The following is a 21,838-nucleotide window of genomic DNA, read 5'->3' on the forward strand; positions in this document are numbered from 1 at the left end:
TCTGAAGTGGGCATGGAATCCTTTCATTTAAACCGCGCTTTTCGAAGTGCACCGGGTTTTTCCCCTTTTCGCCGGTTCTTTCGCTTTTTCCGGGTCTTTTTCGCCTTTTCTGCTGATTTCGACAAGCAACTTATATAGTTCTATAGTTTTCAAGAGAAATTTCCCGTATACTAATCATAACAGCAATCAAACTTTATAAGTTGGAGGAGAATTGTCAATGGCAGCATCACATATCCAAGCCGTTCTCTTTGATTTAGACGGGGTCATCACAGATACTGCGGAATACCACTACTTAGCATGGAAAAAGCTGGCTGATGAGCTGCAGATTCCTTTTGACCGCCATTTTAATGAAGCGCTTAAAGGGCTTAGCCGCATGGACTCTTTAAAGAAAATATTGGAGAACGCCCGGCCGGAGCCTTCCTTTTCCGAAGAAAAGCTGAACGAGCTCGCGGACAGGAAAAATGAATATTACAAAGAACTGATCCGCCAAATTTCCCCTGCCGATTTGCTTCCGGGCATCCACAACCTGCTCGAAGATATAAAGGAAAGGGGAATCAAAACAGCGCTGGCTTCCGCGAGCAAAAACGCTATGTTTGTCATCGACAGACTGGGGGTGGCTTCCTTTTTTGATGAAATCGTGGACGCTGCCCGCATTCAGCACGGTAAGCCGGATCCGGAAATCTTTTTAACCGGCGCCCGCAAGCTGGACGCGGATCCGGCATTTTGCATCGGCATTGAAGACGCGGAAGCCGGCATCCAGGCCATTAAAGCGGCCGGTATGTTTGCAGTCGGGGTCGGCACGCCGGATAAAATGAAGCAGGCGGATTTCCTTGTTGAAGGAACCCGGGACCTTGATTTTGAAAAAATTGAAAGCGCATTTCTTCTGAAAAATAAAGGATGAGGCGTGATGGCTACCATTTCCGATGTCGCAAAACAGGCGAATGTTTCAAAGATGACGGTTTCACGGGTCCTTAACCACCCCGAACAGGTTAGAGATGATTTAAAAAAACTGGTATATGAGGCGATGGAGCAGTTGAACTATGTACCCAATTATGCGGCACGTGCCCTCGTCTCCAACCGTACCCAGGTCATCAAGTTCCTGATATTGGAAGAAATGGACACGACAGAGCCGTATTATATGAACTTGCTGACCGGCATTGCCAAGGAGCTCGACCAAAACCACTACTCGCTTCAGCTGGTCACACGGAAATCGAAGGACATCGGCCAGTGCGACGGTGTGATTGCGACGGGTGTCCGCAGCCAGGATTACGATACCATTTTAAAAGAATTTTCCAAACCGGTGATTTTATTCGGGCAAAATGACAGAGGGTTTGATTTTATTGATGTGGACAATGAAAAAGGCGTACGGCTGTTAACAGAGCATGTCATTCGCCGCGGATTTAAAAAAATTTATTTTTTCGGCATTGACCTGCAAGAGCCCTTTATGTTTGCGAGACAAAAAGGTTATCTGGATGCAACCGAAGCAAACGGATTGCCGCCGTTTCTTTGCAGGGTCAAAAACAGTTCAAGCGCCGCCCAGCAAGAAGCGGAAAAAATTTTATCCAGCCGGAAGGAAAGATGCGCGTTTGTATGCGCAAGCGACCGGATTGCCCTCGGTGTGATCAGAGCCGCCCAATCGCTGCAGCTCGCCATACCAAGTGAGGTTGCAGTCACCGGTTTTGACGGGGTGTTTCTTGACCGGATTTCCGCCCCCCATATTACAACCGTGCGCCAGCCCGTTGTAAAAATGGGGGAAGCGTGTGCACGTATGCTGTTGAAAAAAATTCAGGAAAACGGGAAATCCCAGGGGCACCGGTTTTTTGAACCGGAAGTGGTCATCCGCCCCTCCACCGTCTGTGAATAAGCAGTCTTACACCGGTTGCTTATTTTTTTCAGGATGGGCTTGGGCCAATCAAACCCGTAAAAAGTATTTTGTTAACGGTAACACCGCTGAAAAATTTGTTCCGCATAAAGGGGTGATGATACGTTGAAAGAGTATAGAAGAAACGTGGAGGTGAACCGCTTTGCAAGATGCGTGGTGGAAAGATGTCATTTATCAGGTATATCCGCGCAGTTTCAAAGATACAAACGGGGACGGCGTGGGCGATATCCCGGGCATCATTGAAAAGCTGGATTATATCCGCGATCTCGGGGCAACGGCCATCTGGCTCAATCCGATTTTCGCATCGCCGCATGTGGACAACGGCTATGATGTCAGCAACTACGAAAAAATCGACCCGGTTTTCGGCACGATGGAAGATGTGGAACACCTGATCAAGGAAGCGAAAAAACGCGGGCTCAAAATCATTCTGGACCTCGTGCTGAACCATACATCAGACCGCCACCCGTGGTTCCAAGAAGCGCGGAAAAGCAAAGAAAATCCGTACAGGGATTACTACATTTGGCATGACCCTGTCAAAGGGCGTGAACCGACGAACTGGGCGAGCTTTTTCGGCGGCAGCACATGGACATTGGATCAACAAACCGGGCAATATTATTTTCATCTATTCAGCGACAAAATGCCCGATTTGAACTGGGAGAACAAAAAAGTGCGCGAAGAAATGGCAAAAATCGCCCTATTCTGGCTGGATAAAGGTGTGGATGGATTCCGGCTGGATGCGGTGATTCACCTGGCAAAGGACACCCGTTTTCTTCCCGTTAAAACAAACTCGGAAGAAGCGTTTGTGCTTGCAGAACAGTATTATGCCAACCTGCCGCGTGTCCATGATTATATCCGTGAATTTAACCGTACGATTAAAGCGAAGCATCCGGAAGCTTTTTTAATCGGGGAAACAGCTTCCGCCGACACGAAGCTTGCCCGGCTTTATTCAAGTCCGGACCGCGAAGAATGCGACTGCATCATTACCTTTAACTACTTAGGGTTTGACACAGAAGCAAAAAAACCGGGTATCCCGCAAAACTGGCAACAGGGAAAATGGGATTTGCTTGCTTTTAAAAAAGCGATGTCCCAGTGGCAACATGACTTGTACGGAGAAGGCTTCAATTCGCTCTACTGGAATAATCATGATATGCCGCGGGTCTTGTCGCGTTTCGGGGACGAAGGCAAATACCGGGAAAAAAGCGCAAAGATGCTTGCCACTTTGATGTATTTGCAATGGGGGCTGCCGATTTTGCTGCAGGGCGAAGAAATCGGCATGGTGAATTTGAAGCTCCCGCGGCTTGAAGACTATGAAGACCCAAGTATCAAAGGGCTCGCCACAATTGCGAAAAAGAAAGGCGTTGCGGAGGAAGAAATTTTAAAAATGGTGCAACAGCGCTCTAAAGATACGTCAAGAGGCGCTATGCAGTGGAACAGTGATCGATACGGCGGCTTTTCTACATATGCTCCGTGGCTCGGCATCAATGAAGATACGCGGGCCGTAAACGTGGCGGCGCAGGAAAAAGATCCCGGCTCCGTGCTGCATTATTACCGGAAACTGCTCAAACTGAAAAAAAACATGCCTGTCTTTACGGCCGGAAGCTGGGAAATGCTCGCTGATGAGGACCCGGACATCTACGCGTATATACGGAAGCATGAAGGCAGCTGTGCCATGGTTGTCTGCAATACATCGAAAAAACTGCAGACCTTTACCTGCCCGGAACTTACCCGCCACAGATGGGCATGCCTGCTCAATAACAACGGCTATCATAGCAAAGCGGTGCCAAGCAAACTGATGCTATCGCCTTTTGAATGCTTTGTCTTATTACAAATGTAGCATAAGAGGAGGAGAAAAGATGGAATTTGCAGGAATTTTTCATCAGCCGTTCAGCGCGGATGCGTATATATATGACAAAAAAACGATGCACCTGAAGCTGCGCACGAAAAAAGGGGACATTCAGAAAGCCGTCCTCATTTGGGGAGACCCGTATTTATTTAAAAAAAAGGAAGACGGGGAATACCACTGGGAATCTGAACGCCTTGAAATGGAAAAAAAGGCTGAAACAGAGGCGCACGATGTCTGGTTTGCCGAAGTCTGCCCGCCGCACCGCCGCCTGCAGTACGCCTTTATCCTTACCGGCACGGATGGCAGCGACATTTTTTATGGCGGGCGCGGCTTTTACCCGGTAAATGAAGATACACTGCGGGTGCCCGACTATTATTTTAAATTTCCGTTTATGCACGAAACCGATATGTTCAAGGCGCCTGACTGGGTGAAGTCCACCATTTGGTACCAGATTTTTCCTGAACGGTTTGCAAACGGAAATCCCGCCATTTCTCCGGAAAATGCCCTGCCGTGGGGAAGCAAAGACCCGGGCGTGGACGACTTTTTCGGCGGCGACCTCGAGGGGATCATCGGCCATCTCGATTATCTCGCCGATCTTGGCATTAACGGGATTTATTTGACGCCGATTTTCGAAGCCCCTTCCAATCATAAATATGATACATTCGACTATTTTACGATTGACCCACATTTCGGCGATAAAGAAACATTCCGCAAACTGGTGGAAGAAGCCCACAAACGCGGGATCCGGATTATGCTCGATGCGGTGTTCAACCATATCGGGAAAAATTCAAAACAGTGGCAGGATGTGCTAGAAAACGGGGAGAAATCGCGCTACAAAGACTGGTTCCATATCCACTCTTTCCCGGTCCGCGAAGGCGAAAACGGGAACATTGACGGGCAGGATACGCTCTCATTTGATACGTTTGCTTTTACGACAAGCATGCCGAAGCTGAATACGGCCAATCCCGAAGTGCAACAGTATTTGCTCGATATTGCGACTTACTGGATCCGTGAATTTGACATTGACGGCTGGCGCCTTGATGTCGCCAACGAAGTCGACCATGCTTTTTGGAAAAAGTTCCACCAGGCCGTTGTAGGCGAGAAACCGGATGTTTTTATTCTCGGCGAAATTTGGCATGATGCATGGCCTTGGCTTTTAGGCGATGAGTTTCATTCGGTCATGAATTATCCATTTACGCAGACAATAATTGAATACTTTGTGGATGAAAAAATTTCCGCCGAAAAACTGATGCACAGCCTCAACCAGCAGTTTATGCATTATATGCAGTCCAACAACGAGGTTTTGTTTAATATGATTGACAGCCATGACACCCCGCGGATTTTGACAAAGGCAGGCGGCGACAAGCAAAAGGTGAAGCTTGCCCTTGCCTTTACGTTCGCGCATACCGGTTCGCCGTGCATTTATTACGGCACGGAGGTCGGAATAGACGGCGCAGGTGACCCGCTTTGCCGGAAATGCATGGTCTGGGATGAAGACAAGCAGGACCGCGACATGCTCGCATTTATGAAAAAGCTGATCCGCTTCCGGAAAGACCATCAACAAACCTTGACATACGGCGATCTCGTCTGGCTGAAAACCGATAACGAAAAACAAGTGGTCAGCTTCCTGCGCAAAGGGGAAAAATGCACCTTGCTGTTTGCCTTTAACCGTTCGGACCAAGAACAGGCCATCCCGTGGAGCGAGCTGGATGTAAAACCGGACACCGTAAAAGACGCGTGGGAAAACAAACCGGTTCCAAACAAAACCCTTGTCCTCCCGCCAATGGACTTTGCGATTCTGGAAATCACAAACTGACCTGGCCGGAGCGTTCGTGAAACCCATTCGTCGCTTCCCATTGCGTTTCTAAAAATCACAAACTAACCCTCCCCCTTGCCGGATACCTAGCAGGGGGCTTTTTATTCTGTTACCGTTAACAGAAAATTTTACATTGTAATCGTTTTCTACTCTCTTCTATAATAAGGTTGAATAAGGTTGTACCAAAAAAAGGGAGGTTCATAAAATGAAAGTATTCAAGAAGCTGTTCGTGCTTACACTTGTCTTGGGCGTCATCATGGCGCTCGCCGCGTGCGGGGGATCGAAAAAAACAAACAGCGGATCTTCTCAAGACAGCGGCGGCAAAAAGACGCTTACGGTTTCCGTGGAAGAAAAATATGCCGATTATGTCAACAGTATTAAGGGCGATTTTGAAAAGAAAAACAATTGTACTGTAAAAGTGGTCAAAAAGCCGATGTTTGACCAGCTGGAAGCACTGCCTTTGGACGGCCCGGCAGGAAAAGCCCCGGATGTGATGCTCGCTCCTTATGACCGGATCGGTGGCCTCGGCCAGCAGGGGCATCTGCTTAAACTGTCCAAAAAAGATGTCAGCGCCTTTGATGCAAAAGACCAGCGCCAAGTCATGATCGACAACAAAGTTTACGGCGTCCCGTTCGTCATTGAAACGCTCGTCCTTTATTACAACAAAGATTTGTTGAAAAGCCCGCCAAAAACATTTGCCGACCTTGAAAAACTGGCGAAAGACAGCAAATATAATTTTTCATCCGAACCCGGAAAGAATACAGGGTTCCTTGTTAAATGGACGGACTTCTACTATTCTTACGGCTTGCTCGCAGGTTACGGCGGCTATGTGTTCGGCGATAACGGCACAAATACAAAAGATATCGGATTAAACAATGCCGGTTCCGTAAAAGCCATTACGTACGCCACACACTGGTTCAAGGATATCTGGCCGAAAGGAATGAAAGATACAAAAAGCTCCGGCGACTTTGTAACAGAAGAATTCTCAAAGGGCAAAGCAGCTGCCGTCATTGACGGTCCTTGGTCGGCGGAAACCTACGCGAAAGCAAAAGTAAATTACGGCGCAGCCCCGATCCCGACGCTTCCGAACGGCAACAAGTACGAAGCATTCGGCGGCGGAAAAGGATGGGTCGCTTCCAACTATACGAAAGAACCGAAACTTGCGGAAAAATGGATTCAATACGTCACCAACTCCGCAAACAGCTACAAATTCTATGAAAAATACAAAGAAGTCCCTGCCAACCCGGCTGCGCGCGAAAAAGCGGCTGCGACAAATGACGAACTGACAAAAGCGGTTGTTGAACAGTACAAATCTGCCCAGCCGATGCCAAACGTTCCGGAAATGGCAGAAGTCTTTCAAGGTATGGAATCGACGATGTTTGACGCAGCGAGCGGCAAGAAAACACCAAAGCAGGCAGCCGATGCAGCGGTGAAGACGATCAAAGACAATATTGCCCAAAAGTATTCCAATAAATAGACCGCTTTATTCATTTCCAGGTGGGGCACTCCCCCACCTGGTTTTCAAAATGGTTAGCAGACCAATATAGAAACGAGGCAATCAAAATGGAAACCGAACTGAATAAACTGAAGGATGTCCGAAAAGCCGGCCTCTTCTCCCTGATCCCGGGGCTCGGCCAGTTTTATAACAAGCAGCCTTTTAAAGGCGTCCTTTTTCTGGCCATTTTTATCCTTTTTGTCATCCAAATGGTCATAGCAGGCATCCCGGCAATAAACGATTTTATCACGCTGGGTTCTGTCCCGCGGGTTGACCATTCGCTGTTTCTGCTGATCAAGGGTTCCCTGCAAATCATCTTGATCGCCATTTTTCTTGCTTTTTATTTGCTGAATATTTATGATGCCCGGCGTGTTGCCGCCATCTGGAACTTAAAGGGGACAGCCAACACATCTGCCAATACCATTTTAAAAAACGCATGGGATGCAGGCTTTCCTTATTTGCTGACGATTCCGGCCTATGTGGCCATGACATTCGTCATCATTTTTCCTGTGCTTGTGACGCTGTTCACTGCTTTTACAAACTATGATTTTTATCATATTCCGCCTTTCCGCCTAATTGACTGGGTCGGAATCAAAAATTTCTTAAATATTTTTTCGCTCAGCTCGTACCGGGCCACGTTTACAAGTGTGCTCAGCTGGACAATCATCTGGACATTATGCGCGACCACCGGCCAGATTGTGCTCGGCATTTTAACAGCCTGTGTGGTAAACCAGCCTTTTATCAAAGGAAAAAAACTGTTTCGGATCATTTTTTTGCTACCGTGGGCGGTGCCAGCCTTTATTACCATTATGAGTTTTTCCAATATTTTCAATGACAGTATCGGCGCCATCAATGCCCAGGTCATTCCGCTGCTTAACCATCTTCCGTTTACCGACATTCCGGCCATCTCGTGGAAAACGGATCCGTTCTGGACAAAAGTGGCCTTGATCATGATCCAGACATGGCTCGGTTTCCCGTATATTTATGTGATGGTCACCGGCGTTCTGCAGTCGATTCCGGGCGATTTATACGAAGCCGCCATCATTGACGGCGCGAATTTCTGGCAAAAGTTCCGCAGGATTACCCTGCCGATGATTTTATTTGCCACCGCGCCTGTTCTGATCACCCAGTACACATTTAATTTCAATAACTTCACGATTATTTATCTCTTTAATAACGGCGGGCCGGGCAGTGTTGGAGCGGGGGCCGGGTCGAGCGATATTTTAATTTCCTGGATTTATAAACTGACGACCGGGACATCGCCGCAGTACGCGATGGCCGCGGCGATTACCCTTATGATTTCATTTATTGTAATTGCCGTCTCGATGATCGCCTTTAAAAAGACGAACGCTTTCGGCAATGAGGAGATGATGTAGGATGAAGGCGTTAATGAAAAATCAAAAATTCACCCGTTTCTGGAACCGGTTTTTCACCTATGCGTTTTTAATCCTGTTAAGTGTGATCATTCTGTACCCGCTGCTGATTACGGCGTCGTCTGCTTTCCGGGAATCCAATATCGTTTCCTTCCAGCTGGATTTTCATTCCCATTGGACATTGGACAATTTTCGCCAGCTGTTTACCCAGACGCTGTATCCGGAATGGTATAAAAACACGCTTATCATCGCGGTTGCAACGATGGTTTTGCAGGTCGTCATCGTGACCCTTGCTGGCTACACTTACAGCCGCTACCGTTTTAAAGGAAGAAAGTACAGCCTTGTCTTTTTCCTGATCATCCAAATGGTTCCGACAATGGCGGCCCTGACCGCATTTTATGTACTGGCGAATATCCTGGACGCGCTGGACACGTACTGGTTTTTAACCTTGCTTTATGTTGGCGGCGGCATTCCGATGAATACGTGGCTGATGAAAGGGTATTTCGATACGGTGCCGCGCGATTTGGACGAATCTGCAAGAATTGACGGGGCCGGCCATTTGCGCGTATTTTGGCAAATTGTGCTCCCGCTTGTTAAACCGATGCTTGCCGTCCAGGCACTCTGGGCATTTATGGGGCCGTTCGGGGATTTTTTGCTGGCCAAATTTTTGCTCCGGACACCGGAACATTTAACCGTGGCAGTCGGCCTCCAGCAATTTATTTCCAACCCGACCCAGCAAAAGGTGACGCTCTTTGCTGCCGGCGCCATTTTAGCCGCGCTGCCAATCTGTATTTTGTTTTTCTTCCTGCAAAAAAACTTTGTATCCGGGCTGACGTCGGGCGGCACAAAAGGATAAAGGGCGTAACGGGATGGACAGCTTTAACAGTCGCCGGCCCGGGCGGAAAAAACTTGTAAAAAACATAGCATACTTTATTGAAATGTGGGATTGCTTATGGAACAGATTCAAAGATTCCCTGCTGGTTATTTTGCGATGATCGTTTCACCTGTAAAAATTTTCCGGTACCGGGGTGCGCTTAACGTTTGGAAACTGATTCTCATTTTTCTCTTTTTAAACGCCTGCCTGATTGCCCCGCTTTCACTCTCTTTTGCGCGGGCAGGAAATATCAGCTTAGAGCAAGTGGCGCCGCATTTAAATGCAGCGATACAAACCGGGTATACCGGGCAGAACGCCGTCCTTTCCTTTCAAAACGGCGTGCTCCAATCCGGCAACGCGTGGACAAAGGAGCACGGAGATACGATTATCTCCTTTGATCCGCGCAAAACCACGGCCGTTTCGGAAAGCCGTTACCATACAAAAGTCGCGCATTACAAAAATGCGCTCCTTTTCCGGAAAGACCGGCTCATTCTGGCTGATGAAAACGGCTTTGGCTTTTCCGTCCGCTACCCGGCCGGAAACGAGAAGATCATCATCCAAAACGGCCGTGATCTTGCTTCTTTTGCCGGCGCTCTCTGGTTCCGGCAACATAAAGTCATCCTGATTCCGCTTGTTTCATGCCTGATCGGAATCCTGTTTCTTTTCAGCAATATGCTATTAATGGGGGCAGTGTCCCTGATACTTTGCCTGACACGTTTTTCAAGTTTTTCCGGCATCCGGTCATTGAAACAGGCTGCAACCATTACGCTGTCTGCAGCAGGGGTTCCATCCATTATTGCCATGTTGGCAGGCTTTGCCGGCGCAGGTGCTGCAACTATGATGATGATCCAATCACTGGGCATGGTGCTTTTCATTGCGATGATTTTTTTAAAAACAAAATTTCTGACGGACGACATGTAAGTACAAGATGCTGACGAGGAGGATTTCTAATGTATTACAACCGGCTTTTCGATGTAGATGAATGGACTTTAAAAACAACGAAGCTCCACCGTGAACATATCCGGCTTCAGGAAAGCATTACTTCTTTAGGAAACGGCTATATGGGAATGCGCGGAAATTTCGAGGAGTCTTATTCCGGGGATCATCACCAGGGCACATATATTGCAGGGGTCTGGTACCCGGATAAAACAAGGGTGGGCTGGTGGAAAGTCGGCTATCCCGATTATTTCGGAAAAGTCATTAACGCGGTCAATCTTGCCGGGTTGCGCGTCTGGATTGATCAAGAGGAAATTGACCTGTTTCTGGACCCGCTCGAACAATTTCAGCTGGAACTTGATATGAAAAATGCCGTCTTGCGCCATTCCTATCTTGTCGAAAAGTCCGGCAAGAAAGTCAAAATTGAATTTGAACGCTTTTTCAGCATTGTCCATAAAGAAATTGCCGCGATCCGAATCCGTGCCACCAATCTTGGCAATCCGGCCGTACTCACATTAAAACCTTTTCTGGATGGCAATGTCAAAAACGAAGACGCCAATTATGATGAAATGTTCTGGACGGAAATCCGGTCTGAGGCAACGGAAGACAAGGCCGCGGTTGTCACGGAAACAATTGAAAACCCGTTTGGCGTTCCCCGTTTTACCGTAGCCGCCGCCATGGGCAATCTGACGGAGGCAACGCTTGCTTCCTGTGAGTCGGATACGCTTTATGCCGGCCATGTATATGAAAAAACGCTCGGCGAAAACGAGTCGCTCCTTCTGGATAAAATGGTTTCTGTCACGACAAGCCGGGACTATGAAAAGGATGCGCTCCTTCCCCGCGCCTACGAATTGCTTGAACAGGCTTTGGAAAACGGGTACGAAAAGCTGTATGAGGAGCACGCAGCAGCCTGGCATAAACGGTGGGAGAAAGCAGACGTCCGCATTTCCGGCGATCCGGAAGCCCAGCAAGGGATCCGCTTTAACCTATTTCAGCTTTTTTCGACCTATTACGGCGATGATCCGCGCTTAAACATCGGCCCGAAAGGTTTCACCGGCGAAAAATACGGCGGCGCGACGTACTGGGATACAGAAGCCTATGCCGTACCCATGTATCTGTCTGTTGCCACGCCGGAAGTCACAAGAAATTTACTGCTCTACCGCTACCATCAGCTCCCCGAGGCGTATGAAAATGCAAAAAAACTCGGGCTGAAAGGCGCTTTATACCCGATGGTCACTTTTACCGGAATCGAATGCCATAACGAATGGGAAATCACATTCGAAGAAATTCACCGGAACGGCGCCATTGCTTATGCCATTTACAATTATGTCAATTACACCGGCGATAAAGCCTACATCAGCCAGTACGGGATTGATGTCCTCGTCGGCATCAGCCGCTTTTTCGCCGACCGCGTCCATTTTTCCGAGCGAAAGCAAAAATACATGATCCATGGCGTAACCGGCCCGAACGAGTATGAAAACAACGTCAACAACAACTGGTACACAAACCGAATTGCCGTCTGGACGCTTAAATACACCCTTGCGTCCCTTGACTTTGCCGGTGCGGAAAAAGCAGCCGCGCTGAATGTTACGGATGAAGAACGCGCGCATTGGCAGGATATTATCGGCCGGATGTATTTCCCGTATGATGAAGAGCTGGGCATTTTTCTGCAGCAGGACGGCTTCCTGGATAAACCGATCAAACCGGCCGCCTGCCTCCCGAAAGAAGACCTGCCGCTCAACCAGCACTGGTCATGGGACCGGATCCTCCGCTCCTGTTATATTAAGCAGGCAGACGTCCTGCAAGGGTTTTATTTCTTCAATGATGAGTTTACAATAGAGGAAAAGCGGCGCCATTTTGAATTTTACGAACCGCTCACCGTCCATGAATCGAGCCTCTCCCCTTGCGTCCATGCGATTCTGGCGGCTGAGCTCCGGAAAGAAGACAAAGCGGTCGAACTGTATAAACGCACGTCCCGGCTTGATCTTGACAACTATAACCATGATACGGAAGACGGGTTGCACATCACGTCCATGGCCGGAAGCTGGCTCTCCATTGTCCACGGGTTTGCCGGCATGCGCACCTTCCATGAAACCTTGTCGTTTGCGCCGTTTTTGCCGAAAGACTGGGGTGAATACGCATTCAAAGTCAATTACCGGCACCGCCTCCTTGAAGTAAAAGTGAACAAAAGAGAAGTCGCCGTCTCCCTTCTGGAAGGCAAACCGCTTCAATTGAAGTTATATGGGGAATTCATCCATCTAACAAATACGTACACGAAGGAGTATAAGCTGTCATGACAGAATGGTGGAAAAAAGCCGTTGTTTACCAGATTTACCCGCGCAGTTTTTATGATACAAATGGTGACGGGATCGGCGATTTGCGGGGAATTATGGATAAGCTCGACTATTTGAAAACACTCGGGATCGACTGCATCTGGATCAGCCCGGTGTACGACTCGCCGCAGGATGACAATGGCTACGATATCCGTGACTACCGCAAGATCGACAAGATGTTCGGGACAAATGAAGATATGGACCGCCTGCTTGACGAAGCCCATGCACGCGGGATTAAAATCGTAATGGATCTTGTCGTGAACCATACCTCCGATGAACATGCCTGGTTTGTCGAAAGCCGGAAATCGAAGGATAATCCGTACCGCGACTTTTATTTTTGGAAAGACCCGAAACCGGACGGCACCCCTCCGAACAACTGGGGTTCGATGTTTTCCGGTTCCGCCTGGGAGTACGACGAAACAACCGGGCAATACTATTTGCACTATTTTTCAAAGAAACAGCCTGACTTAAACTGGGAAAACGAAAAAGTGCGGAAAGAGATTTACGATATGATGAAGTTCTGGATGGATAAAGGGGTGGACGGCTGGCGCATGGATGTGATCGGCTCGATTTCCAAGTTTCTTGATTTTCCTGATTATGAACTTCCGGAAGGGCAAAAATACGGCATTGGCAAGTATCATGCAAACGGGCCGCGCCTCCATGCGTTCATCCAGGAAATGAACCGCGAAGTGCTGTCAAAATACGACTGCATGACTGTCGGGGAAGCCATCGGATCCGATGTCGAAATCGCCAGGAAATATACAGGGCCGGACCGCCATGAACTCAATATGATTTTTAATTTTGAACATATGGATGTCGATACGAAACCGGGCAGCCCTGCCGGCAAATGGGCTTTGAAGCCTTTTGACCTGGTCGAATTGAAACAAATCCTTTCCCGCTGGCAATATGAGCTCGCGGATACCGGCTGGAATGCGCTCTATTTTGAAAACCATGACCAGGCGAGGGTGGTATCGCGCTGGGGCAATGATACAACGTACCGGGCAGAATGTGCCAAAGCGTTTGCCACCATTTTGCACGGGCTGAAAGGGACCCCTTTTATTTATCAAGGGGAAGAAATCGGGATGGTGAACGCCGATCTCGAACTCGAAGAATATGATGACATTGAAATCCGGAATGCTTATCAAGAGCTTGTGATAGAAAACCATATCATGTCGAAAGATGAATTTTTAACAGCTGTCCGAAAAAAAGGACGTGACAATGCACGGACGCCGATGCAGTGGGACGGCAGCCTGAATGCCGGCTTTACAACCGGAACACCGTGGCTTAAAGTCAATTCCCGCTATTCGGAGATCAACGTGGCAAAAGCGCTTCAAGAGCCTGATTCGATTTTTTATTACTATCAATCTTTGATTAAGCTGCGGCATTCATACGATGTGTTTACAGACGGCCGGTATGAGCTGCTGATGCCGGACCATCCGCATTTGTACGTGTACACGAGAGAAAATGAATCGGAAAAACTGCTCGTTGCCGCCAACTTAAGCGAAAACACGGTAAGCTTTGACCAGCCGGATGGCAACTGGAAACTGCTGCTTGGAAACTATGAAGATACTGGCACAAGCACGCTGTTCCGCCCGTATGAAGCGGCCATTTACTATCTGGAAAAATAGTTTTTTGCGTGCGGTTTTTGCCCGATGGCCTTTTTATGCAAAGAGCCTCCATACTGCGTATGAGGGGCTCTTTGCTGTTTCCTTTATGAAACTGTAATGGCCTTTACCACTTCTTCTAGCTGCATGCCTCTTGAGGCTTTGACCAGAATCAAATCGCCGGCTCCGATTCTTCCTTTCAACATATCGATCAGCCGCTCCTTGTCCTCAAACGCAAACACGCGGTTGCCCGGAAAATCGCAAGCTTCCGCGATCAAACGGCCCAACTTGCCATATGTAAAAACAAAATCAATTTTTTCAGGGTTCAAGCTGCGGCCGACCTCCCTGTGAAACGCCGCTTCCTTTTCACCTAGTTCAAGCATATCCCCGAGCACGAGGATTTTCCGGCCCGTTCCTTCAAACTGCTCCACAAGCCGGATGGCCGCACGCATCGACGTCGGGCTTGCATTATATGCATCGTTGATGATTTTTGAACCGTTGATGCCATCCGCCATTTCCATCCGCATTGCGCTCAGCCTCGTTTTCCCTAGGCCTGCGCGGATTTCCTCAAATGGCATGCCAAACTCGCGGCCGGCAAGAATGGCGGCAAGCGAATTGATAACATTGTATTCGCCAAGGACAGGCAGATGAAAACCGATATCCCCCGAAGCATTTGTCCGGAACGCGCTGCCGTTTGTCTCTTGTCTCCATCCCACCGGATAAAGATCATTTCCGTGCCCTTTGCCGAACGTCTTTGTCCGGATGCCGGTAATGTTTGGCACCCGTTCCTGCAAAAGCGGTTCGTCCCCCATATAGATCAGCAGCCCGTTTTCCGGAAGGCCTTCTGTAATTTCGAGTTTTGCATCGGCAATCGCTTCACGGGAACCGAGATTTTGAATATGCGCCTCGCCAATATTTGTAATAATGGCCACATCCGGGCGGGCAATCGATGTTAGAAAAGAAATTTCCCCTTTTGCACTCATGCCCATTTCCACCACGGCGATTTCCGTATCTTCATCAAGGGACAGGAGCGTTAACGGAACGCCCTGGTGGTTGTTAAAATTGCCTTCTGTTTTTTGCACTTTAAATTTTTCGGAAAGGACGGAGGCGACCATATCTTTTGTCGTCGTTTTCCCGTTGCTGCCGGTAATGCCGACGACTTTTGCCCGCAAGGCGTTCCGGTAGCTTTTTGCCAATTCCTGCAGGCTTTTCTCTGTATCTTCCACGATAAGAAGCGGCACGTGCGCCGGCGGGTTCGGCACATCTTTTTGCCAGAGGGATGCAGCTGCGCCTCTGCGAAATGCGTCCTCCACAAATTGATGGCCGTCCGCATGCCTACCTGTAAGCGGCACATACAGATTGCCTTTTTCGATTTTGCGCGAATCAATGCATACACCTTGTACAAGCGTTTCGTTGCGCTGCAGTTCTTCCCCGTTTTCCACATGGATCATTCCGGTCATTTCCCGGATCGTCCGTCTGATCATTTTCGCTCTTTTCCTCCTTGAAAACAGAACGGGAACCATTGTCAATGGTTCCAAATTCGTTACAAAGTATATTTAATCCGCTGTTTTTCAGCATGCCGCTCCAGGGCAAGTTCAATCAGCTTTTCGATCAGCTGCGGGTAATCCAGCCCCGCCTCTTTCCACAGAAGCGGAAACATGCTGAATGGCGTAAATCCGGGCATCGTATTGATTTCATTGATGATCACCCGTTCGTCTTCTGTCACAAAAAAGTCAGCGCGCACCAGCCCCGAGCAGTCGAGTGCTTTAAATGCCGTAATCGCAGCTTCGGTTAGCTTTTTATATACCGTTTCGGAAATTTCGGCCGGAATGATTAACGCCGTATCCCCATCTTCGTATTTCGCTTTATAATCGTAAAAATCTTTTTTCGCGACAATTTCGCCGGCAACGGAACATTGCGGATCGTCATTCCCGATCACGCCAAGTTCAATTTCCCTTGCCGTGACGCCTTCTTCAACAATGATTTTCCGGTCGTATTGAAAAGCTTCCTTAAATGCGGCTTCCAGTTCTGTGCGGTCTTTACACTTACTGATCCCGACACTTGAACCGAGATTCGCCGGCTTGACGAAACAAGGGTAACCGGTCTTTTCTTCCACTTGTTGAAAACAGGTTTCGGGCGCTTTTTCCCATTCGCTGCGGATAAAAGAAACATATTTCACCTGGTCGAGCCCGGCTTGCGCAAACAGGTTTTTCATAATCACTTTATCCATTCCGGCTGAAGAGGCAAGCACGCCATTTCCAACATACGGCAGATTTAACAGTTCAAGCATGCCCTGTACGGTGCCGTCCTCCCCGTTCGGCCCGTGCAACAGCGGAAAAATGATGTCATAGCCGCCCTTTTCGTCCGATACGGTGGTTAAAAGCGCATTAGGGGCCATTTTCTTTCCGTCATGGAATTCAAGCTGTTTCACGGTTTCAACAGGCCCGGTTAAAAGCGGCCCTTTTATCCAGTCCCCTTCCGTTGTAATGAAGATAGGGTAAATATCGTATTTTTCGTGATCCAAGGCCTGTATTACAGCTTTGGCGGTTTGCAGGGATACTTCATGCTCAGCGGATTTTCCGCCGTAAAGCAAACAGATTTTCTTTTTCATTGTCATCCTCCATCATACGAACAGGATATTCCTATTTTAACATTTTACACACCCGGTGTGCGCCAAATTTGCCATTTTGATTTGTTCAGTTTCTTCCCTATTGTATGTCAAAACAGGCATTTGTGTAACACGTGTATAATGAAAAGCGGGGTGGCTTCCCCGCTTTTCTATCCTAAAACATTGCGCCAGCTGCTTTTCATCCATCTGCTGCGCTGGTACAGCGTTCACCGCACATGGGCGTCTAATGGATTAAAATTTTCCATTCCTGCATCCTGCGGTCATAGACCATTTTTCCATCGATTGGCGTGCCGGAGATGACGGCATATTCTTCGTGCATTTCATCCATATCATGAAAATCGCCGATCGTCCAAAACGGGATTTCAATTTGCACCCGGGTCTGCACGGCATATTCCATTGAAATGACCATCCCTTCCTTCATTTTATCCAAAAGAGGCAACAGCACCTCCACCGGGATAGCAGGCAGCGCTTTCCGCTTTTTCCGCCCGAACAGAAACGGCTTCTCTCCTTTGATCCTGTTGATCCGCTCGGCAACTACACAGCCAAGCATCGCATAAAAATCACGGAAAGAACGGAAATAAATTTTGCTGTAGTAGCCGTCATCCTGCGATAAATAGACGAAACGGTTATTTAATTTCCGGTAAAAAGGCCTCCGCAAATGATGTTTCATATGGCTCAGATACAGCAATTCCGCAATTTCATACCCCTCCAGCAGATCGAGCCCTTCCTCATCCTCAAAATCAACCCAGCAAAAATCCCCGTAGCTGTATATGTCTTCTTCCAGCAGCCGCCCGATTGTTTCTTCATCCGCATATTCAAACAGCGTATGTAAATTTACAGTGCCCGCCTCAAATTGATGACGGAGAAGAAGGAGATTCGTCAAATTGGGGAAAGCATGGTAAAATTCATAAAAACAGATGCCGTGCGATAAAACATAGTGATTCACTTCATTCGCGTGAACGTAAATGAGCTCCCTGTTGCCACCATGGTTTTTCAAACTATTACCCCCGATTGTGCAAAGCATGTTATGAACTAAAGCCCGCCAGTTCTCATAATTTTATTTTAACAAAGTTGGCGAAAAAATTGGATTTTTATTTCATTCCTATCTGAAAAAGGGGCATCCTTTATCCTCACTGATGATTATAATGTATTTCCGCTAAATGCAAAACCATATACTACTGTTTACCCCCTCACCAGCATTGCCATTTTTTAACCGGGAAAAGACGCCCTTGTGCTTGCAGTTCCTATTAAAATGATTCAAAATATGGATAGGAATATACAGAAAACGACGGGTACTTTCTTGTTCCCGGGCAAGCCCCGTTTTTTCTCCTGTTTTTCGGGAACAGTATACAGGAAGAGTCTCTTAAGGAGGTGCATGTCTTGCCGAATCAGGGGCCATGTAAAACGATTCATTTTTGCATCTCTTGGCAGGACAAACCATGCTGACGATCAAATTGCTCATTATTGTCTTATTAATCGGGGCCAATGCGTTTTTTGTCGCCTCGGAATTTTCTCTCGTAAGGGTGCGAACATCGAGAATTGACCAGCTCATTGCGGAAGGCAACAAAAAAGCCGCTTCCGCCAAAAAGGTAATTTCCAGCCTGGACAGCTATTTGTCGACAACACAGCTGGGCATCACCGTGATTTCTCTTATTCTCGGGTGGCTGGGCGAGCCGACATTAAGGGTGATTTTTAATCCGCTTTTAATCAAACTCCATGTTCCCGGGACACTCATCCACGTGGTGACCTTTATTCTTTCTTTTCTCATCATCACCTTTTTCAGCGTCGTGGTTGGGGAGCTTGCACCGAAAAATATTGCTATCCAGACAGCAGAAACGATTGTGCTGCTCGTCGCCAAACCGCTGATTTTCATCAACAAAATCATGTATCCCTTTACGTGGACGCTGAACAAGTCGTCACGGTTTGTGACAAAAGCGCTCGGTTTCGACATGCAATTGGACAATGAAATCACCCATTCAGAGGAAGAACTGCGGATTATTCTGTCGGAAAGCTTAAAAAACGGTGAAATTAACCAGTCCGAATATAAATATGTCAACAATATATTTGAATTCGATAACCGGATCGCAAAAGAAATTATGGTCCCCCGAACAGAAGTGGTCACCGTCGACAAGAGCGACCGGATTGCCGATCTCATCCGGCTTGCACAATCGGAAAAATATACGCGTTACCCGGTTACAGACGGGGACAAGGACAATATCATCGGCGTGCTCAACATGAAAGAAGTGCTGACGGATTATGTTTCAAACCCGGATCTCCGGGACGATGCGACGATTGAACCGTATATTAATCCAATTATCCATGTCATTGAAACGGTGCCGATTCAGGGTGTCCTTGCCCGCATGCAAAAAGATAACACTCATATGGCCGTTTTACTGGATGAATATGGCGGGACTGCCGGCATTATTACAGTCGAGGACATTTTAGAGGAAATCGTCGGTGAAATCCGGGACGAGTTTGATACGGATGAAATCCCGCTTATCCAAAAAATCGGGGATGCGCATTATATTTTGGACGCCAAAGTGCTGATTGAAGATGTAAATGATCTCCTTGCGATCGAAATTCCCGATGATGACGTGGACACGATTGGCGGATGGCTGCTGACACAGAAATACGATTTAAAAAAGGGCGATTCCGTGCCATTCCAATCGTATGATTTCAAAGTAAAAGATATGGAAGGTTCGCACGTCCTGTATGTGGAAGTATCAAAAAAACAGGAAGCGGCTTCCTCATAACGGGGGGCTGCAAACTGGTTTTCCACTTTTAAACTAATTGAATTTTCCTAATTACATTTTATTTCTAACCGGTACGTTTGACTGTATGGTATTTATGTTTTATAATAGTCATAATATAAGTGTGCTTTTTCAGAGATTGGGGTGATTCCAATGGGGCTTTGTACCGCATCGGGGAATTAGCATCCATTGCCAATGTTTCAAAACGGACCATTGATTACTACACCCGGCTTGGGCTGTTAAAACCAAAACGCACCGGCGCAAATTACCGGATTTATGACGAAGATGCCGTAAGTGACCTGCAATTTATAGAAGAATGCAAAAAAATGCATCTCCCGCTTGAGGCGATCCGGGTCAAACTGGAATGCAGAAGGAACGGCATATCGAATGCACATGCCTTGGTCCAGCAGTTGAACCTCTTTTCCGAACAGTTAAAACAGCTCAATATGGAACTGAAAGATATGACACCGAATCTGGAGAAACTACCGGAAGAGCAAAAAGAAACATTGCGCAATCAATTATCAGGAGACAGCCGGGCACTCGTCCAGTCCCTTTCCTCCATTTTAAACAAGGAAGTGGTCTGGCGCTGAAACCGGGAATAGGATCATTTAATTTTGCAAATATACAGGAGGTGACTCCTGCCCCGTCTCTATTCGGAGCAGGGAAACTTATTTGGACATATTTAAATTGGTGCTGATTTTTATTTTAATCGCACTTTCCGCTTTTTTTGTAGCTTCAGAGTTTGCAATCGTAAAGATTAGAAGTTCCCGGATTGACCAACTCATCGAAGAAGGAAACAAAAAAGCGATTTCGGTAAAAAACATCATCACAAATCTTGATGAGTATTTATCGACCTGCCAATTGGGCATCACCATCATTTCGCTTCTGATCGGATGGATCGGGGAAGAAACCGTTTCGCATCTTCTCGCTCCCGTACTCGGGCTGTTGCATCTTCCGGGGTCTTTTGGCGCCGTTTTCTCCGTCATCCTTGCCTTTTCTGTCATTACCATTGTGCATGTCGTGGCAGGAGAACTTGCGCCAAAAACAGTTGCGATTCAAAAAGCGGAAACCATTGCGTTTCTTGCAGCAAAGCCGTTAATTTTGTTCCACAGGCTGATGTACCCGTTTATTTGGCTGCTGAACAGTTCTGCCGGTCTGATTACAAAAATGGCCGGGCTGGAACCCGCATCCCGGCATGACGTCGCCCATACGGAAGAGGAATTGCGCTTTATCCTATCCGAAAGCTATAAAAATGGTGAAATCAATCAATCAGAGTTTAAATATGTAAATAAAATTTTTGAGTTTGATAACCGGATTGCGAAAGAAATTATGGTGCCGAGAACCGAGATTGTCTCCCTTTCCAAAGGGGACTCCCTCCAGACGTTCATGGACCTCGTGCAGGAAGAACGGTTTACCCGCTACCCTGTCATTGACGGAGACAAGGACCATATTATCGGGATCATCAATTTAAAGGAAGTTTTAACCGATGTATTGAAAAAACAGGCTCCCCCTTCGTCACTGGAAGCGTATATACGGCCGATTATCCGCGTGATTGACACGATTCCGATTAATGAGCTGCTCGTCATGATGCAAAAAGAACGCATTCACATGGCTGTATTGCTTGATGAATACGGGGGCACGAGCGGCATAGTGACGGTCGAGGATATTTTGGAAGAAATCGTCGGTGAAATCCGTGATGAATTTGACATGGATGAAGTGCCGCTGATCCGGAAAGTCAAGGACGGCCACTTTATTATCGATGCCAAAGTACTGATCAGCGAAGTGAACGATCTGCTCGGCACACAAATTTCCGATGAAGACATTGATACCCTCGGCGGTTGGATTTTAACCAAAAAATTCGAGGCAAAGCAGGGCGACACGGTTGAATCCGATGAATACACCTTTACGATCAGTGAAATGGAAGATATGCATATCCGCTATATCGAAGTGAAAAAGAAAGCGGCACGGCCGGCCAAACGAACTGCAAAACAGGAACCCACGCCGATGATTCAAAATGAATCCGGACATCCTGAAATGTTAAAAGCTTTTGAGTAATGGAGGGTGCCAGCTGCCCTCTGATGCCAATTCAAAATCCAAAAACGCGGGCGATCGCTTGGTCGCCCGCGTTTTTCCGCTCCGCAAAACAGAAATTAATGCTTTTTGTAAACCGGTTGCAGCTTTCTCCCTTCGAGCACTTCGAACAATTCCAGCCGGGATTTCGTAAAGGAGGTTTTGATTCCCATTTCCGAAAAAGCCGATATCATCTTTATTAAATGATCATGGTTTTTTTTCATACGACCACC

General features: G+C 47.5%; 18 protein-coding genes. 13 read left to right on the plus strand and 5 right to left on the minus strand.

The genetic code is table 11. The features are described from left to right. Nucleotides 1-27: 27 nt before the first annotated feature. Entirely contained in the window at nucleotides 28-153 is a 126-nt protein-coding gene (locus tag NST20_RS15060) for a hypothetical protein (RefSeq protein ID WP_257677603.1), read from the minus strand. 64 nt (nucleotides 154-217) lie between these two features. Here NST20_RS15060 and pgmB point away from each other — a divergent pair, with 64 nt between their 5' ends. From pgmB to NST20_RS15110, 10 genes are all read left to right on the plus strand, one after another. After that, nucleotides 218-901 (plus strand): beta-phosphoglucomutase, encoded by a 684-nt coding sequence (gene pgmB, locus NST20_RS15065; protein WP_342399763.1) that lies wholly within the window; start codon nucleotides 218-220, stop codon nucleotides 899-901. A 6-nt stretch (nucleotides 902-907) separates the two neighbouring features. After that, nucleotides 908-1,864, plus strand: a complete 957-nt coding sequence (locus NST20_RS15070; RefSeq protein WP_342399764.1) for a LacI family DNA-binding transcriptional regulator — start codon at nucleotides 908-910, stop codon at nucleotides 1,862-1,864. Nucleotides 1,865-2,024: 160 nt separating this feature from the next. After that, the gene (locus NST20_RS15075) at nucleotides 2,025-3,716 is read left to right on the plus strand and encodes an alpha-glucosidase (protein ID WP_342399765.1); all 1,692 of its coding nucleotides are present in this window, start codon (nucleotides 2,025-2,027) and stop codon (nucleotides 3,714-3,716) included. Between the two features lie 19 nt (nucleotides 3,717-3,735). Then, complete coding sequence (locus NST20_RS15080) at nucleotides 3,736-5,541, plus strand: alpha-glycosidase (RefSeq protein WP_342399766.1); 1,806 nt, start codon at nucleotides 3,736-3,738, stop codon at nucleotides 5,539-5,541. A gap of 205 nt (nucleotides 5,542-5,746) precedes the next feature. Then, the gene (locus NST20_RS15085; RefSeq protein ID WP_342399767.1) at nucleotides 5,747-7,018 is read left to right on the plus strand and encodes an extracellular solute-binding protein; all 1,272 of its coding nucleotides are present in this window, start codon (nucleotides 5,747-5,749) and stop codon (nucleotides 7,016-7,018) included. An 86-nt stretch (nucleotides 7,019-7,104) separates the two neighbouring features. Next, nucleotides 7,105-8,412: a sugar ABC transporter permease gene (locus tag NST20_RS15090; protein ID WP_342399768.1), complete on the plus strand. Its 1,308-nt coding sequence runs from the start codon at nucleotides 7,105-7,107 to the stop codon at nucleotides 8,410-8,412. A 1-nt stretch (nucleotide 8,413) separates the two neighbouring features. Further along, nucleotides 8,414-9,265 (plus strand): sugar ABC transporter permease, encoded by an 852-nt coding sequence (locus NST20_RS15095; RefSeq protein ID WP_251460121.1) that lies wholly within the window; start codon nucleotides 8,414-8,416, stop codon nucleotides 9,263-9,265. 96 nt (nucleotides 9,266-9,361) lie between these two features. Then, nucleotides 9,362-10,204, plus strand: a complete 843-nt coding sequence (locus NST20_RS15100; protein WP_342399769.1) for a DUF1189 family protein — start codon at nucleotides 9,362-9,364, stop codon at nucleotides 10,202-10,204. A gap of 29 nt (nucleotides 10,205-10,233) precedes the next feature. Further along, the gene (locus tag NST20_RS15105; protein WP_237348671.1) at nucleotides 10,234-12,516 is read left to right on the plus strand and encodes a glycoside hydrolase family 65 protein; all 2,283 of its coding nucleotides are present in this window, start codon (nucleotides 10,234-10,236) and stop codon (nucleotides 12,514-12,516) included. Next, nucleotides 12,513-14,180: an alpha-glucosidase gene (locus NST20_RS15110; RefSeq protein WP_342399770.1), complete on the plus strand. Its 1,668-nt coding sequence runs from the start codon at nucleotides 12,513-12,515 to the stop codon at nucleotides 14,178-14,180. Before NST20_RS15105 ends, NST20_RS15110 begins: the two co-directional genes overlap by 4 nt. A gap of 83 nt (nucleotides 14,181-14,263) precedes the next feature. On the opposite strand, the gene murF is transcribed toward NST20_RS15110, so the two are convergent. From murF to NST20_RS15125, 3 genes are all read right to left on the minus strand, one after another. Next, nucleotides 14,264-15,640, minus strand: a complete 1,377-nt coding sequence (murF, locus tag NST20_RS15115; protein WP_342399771.1) for a UDP-N-acetylmuramoyl-tripeptide--D-alanyl-D-alanine ligase — start codon at nucleotides 15,638-15,640, stop codon at nucleotides 14,264-14,266. Between the two features lie 59 nt (nucleotides 15,641-15,699). Further along, nucleotides 15,700-16,767, minus strand: a complete 1,068-nt coding sequence (locus NST20_RS15120; RefSeq protein ID WP_019720996.1) for a D-alanine--D-alanine ligase — start codon at nucleotides 16,765-16,767, stop codon at nucleotides 15,700-15,702. Nucleotides 16,768-17,008: 241 nt separating this feature from the next. Further along, on the minus strand, nucleotides 17,009-17,782 hold the full coding sequence (locus tag NST20_RS15125) for a hypothetical protein (RefSeq protein ID WP_019720997.1): 774 nt from the start codon (nucleotides 17,780-17,782) through the stop codon (nucleotides 17,009-17,011). A 442-nt stretch (nucleotides 17,783-18,224) separates the two neighbouring features. Between NST20_RS15125 and NST20_RS15130 the strand changes: the two genes are divergently transcribed. From NST20_RS15130 to NST20_RS15140, 3 genes are all read left to right on the plus strand, one after another. Further along, nucleotides 18,225-19,538: a hemolysin family protein gene (locus NST20_RS15130; RefSeq protein WP_017554381.1), complete on the plus strand. Its 1,314-nt coding sequence runs from the start codon at nucleotides 18,225-18,227 to the stop codon at nucleotides 19,536-19,538. 158 nt (nucleotides 19,539-19,696) lie between these two features. Further along, nucleotides 19,697-20,125: a MerR family transcriptional regulator gene (locus NST20_RS15135; protein ID WP_061574549.1), complete on the plus strand. Its 429-nt coding sequence runs from the start codon at nucleotides 19,697-19,699 to the stop codon at nucleotides 20,123-20,125. A gap of 82 nt (nucleotides 20,126-20,207) precedes the next feature. Then, entirely contained in the window at nucleotides 20,208-21,590 is a 1,383-nt protein-coding gene (locus tag NST20_RS15140; RefSeq protein ID WP_019720999.1) for a hemolysin family protein, read from the plus strand. Nucleotides 21,591-21,685: 95 nt separating this feature from the next. Here NST20_RS15140 and NST20_RS15145 read toward each other — a convergent pair whose 3' ends face one another. Then, the gene (locus tag NST20_RS15145) at nucleotides 21,686-21,829 is read right to left on the minus strand and encodes an Lmo0850 family protein (protein WP_013860706.1); all 144 of its coding nucleotides are present in this window, start codon (nucleotides 21,827-21,829) and stop codon (nucleotides 21,686-21,688) included. Nucleotides 21,830-21,838 lie beyond the last annotated feature (9 nt).

It is taken from the genome of Weizmannia sp. FSL W8-0676 (assembly GCF_038593015.1).
GTDB classification, from domain to species: domain Bacteria; phylum Bacillota; class Bacilli; order Bacillales; family Bacillaceae_C; genus Weizmannia; species Weizmannia coagulans.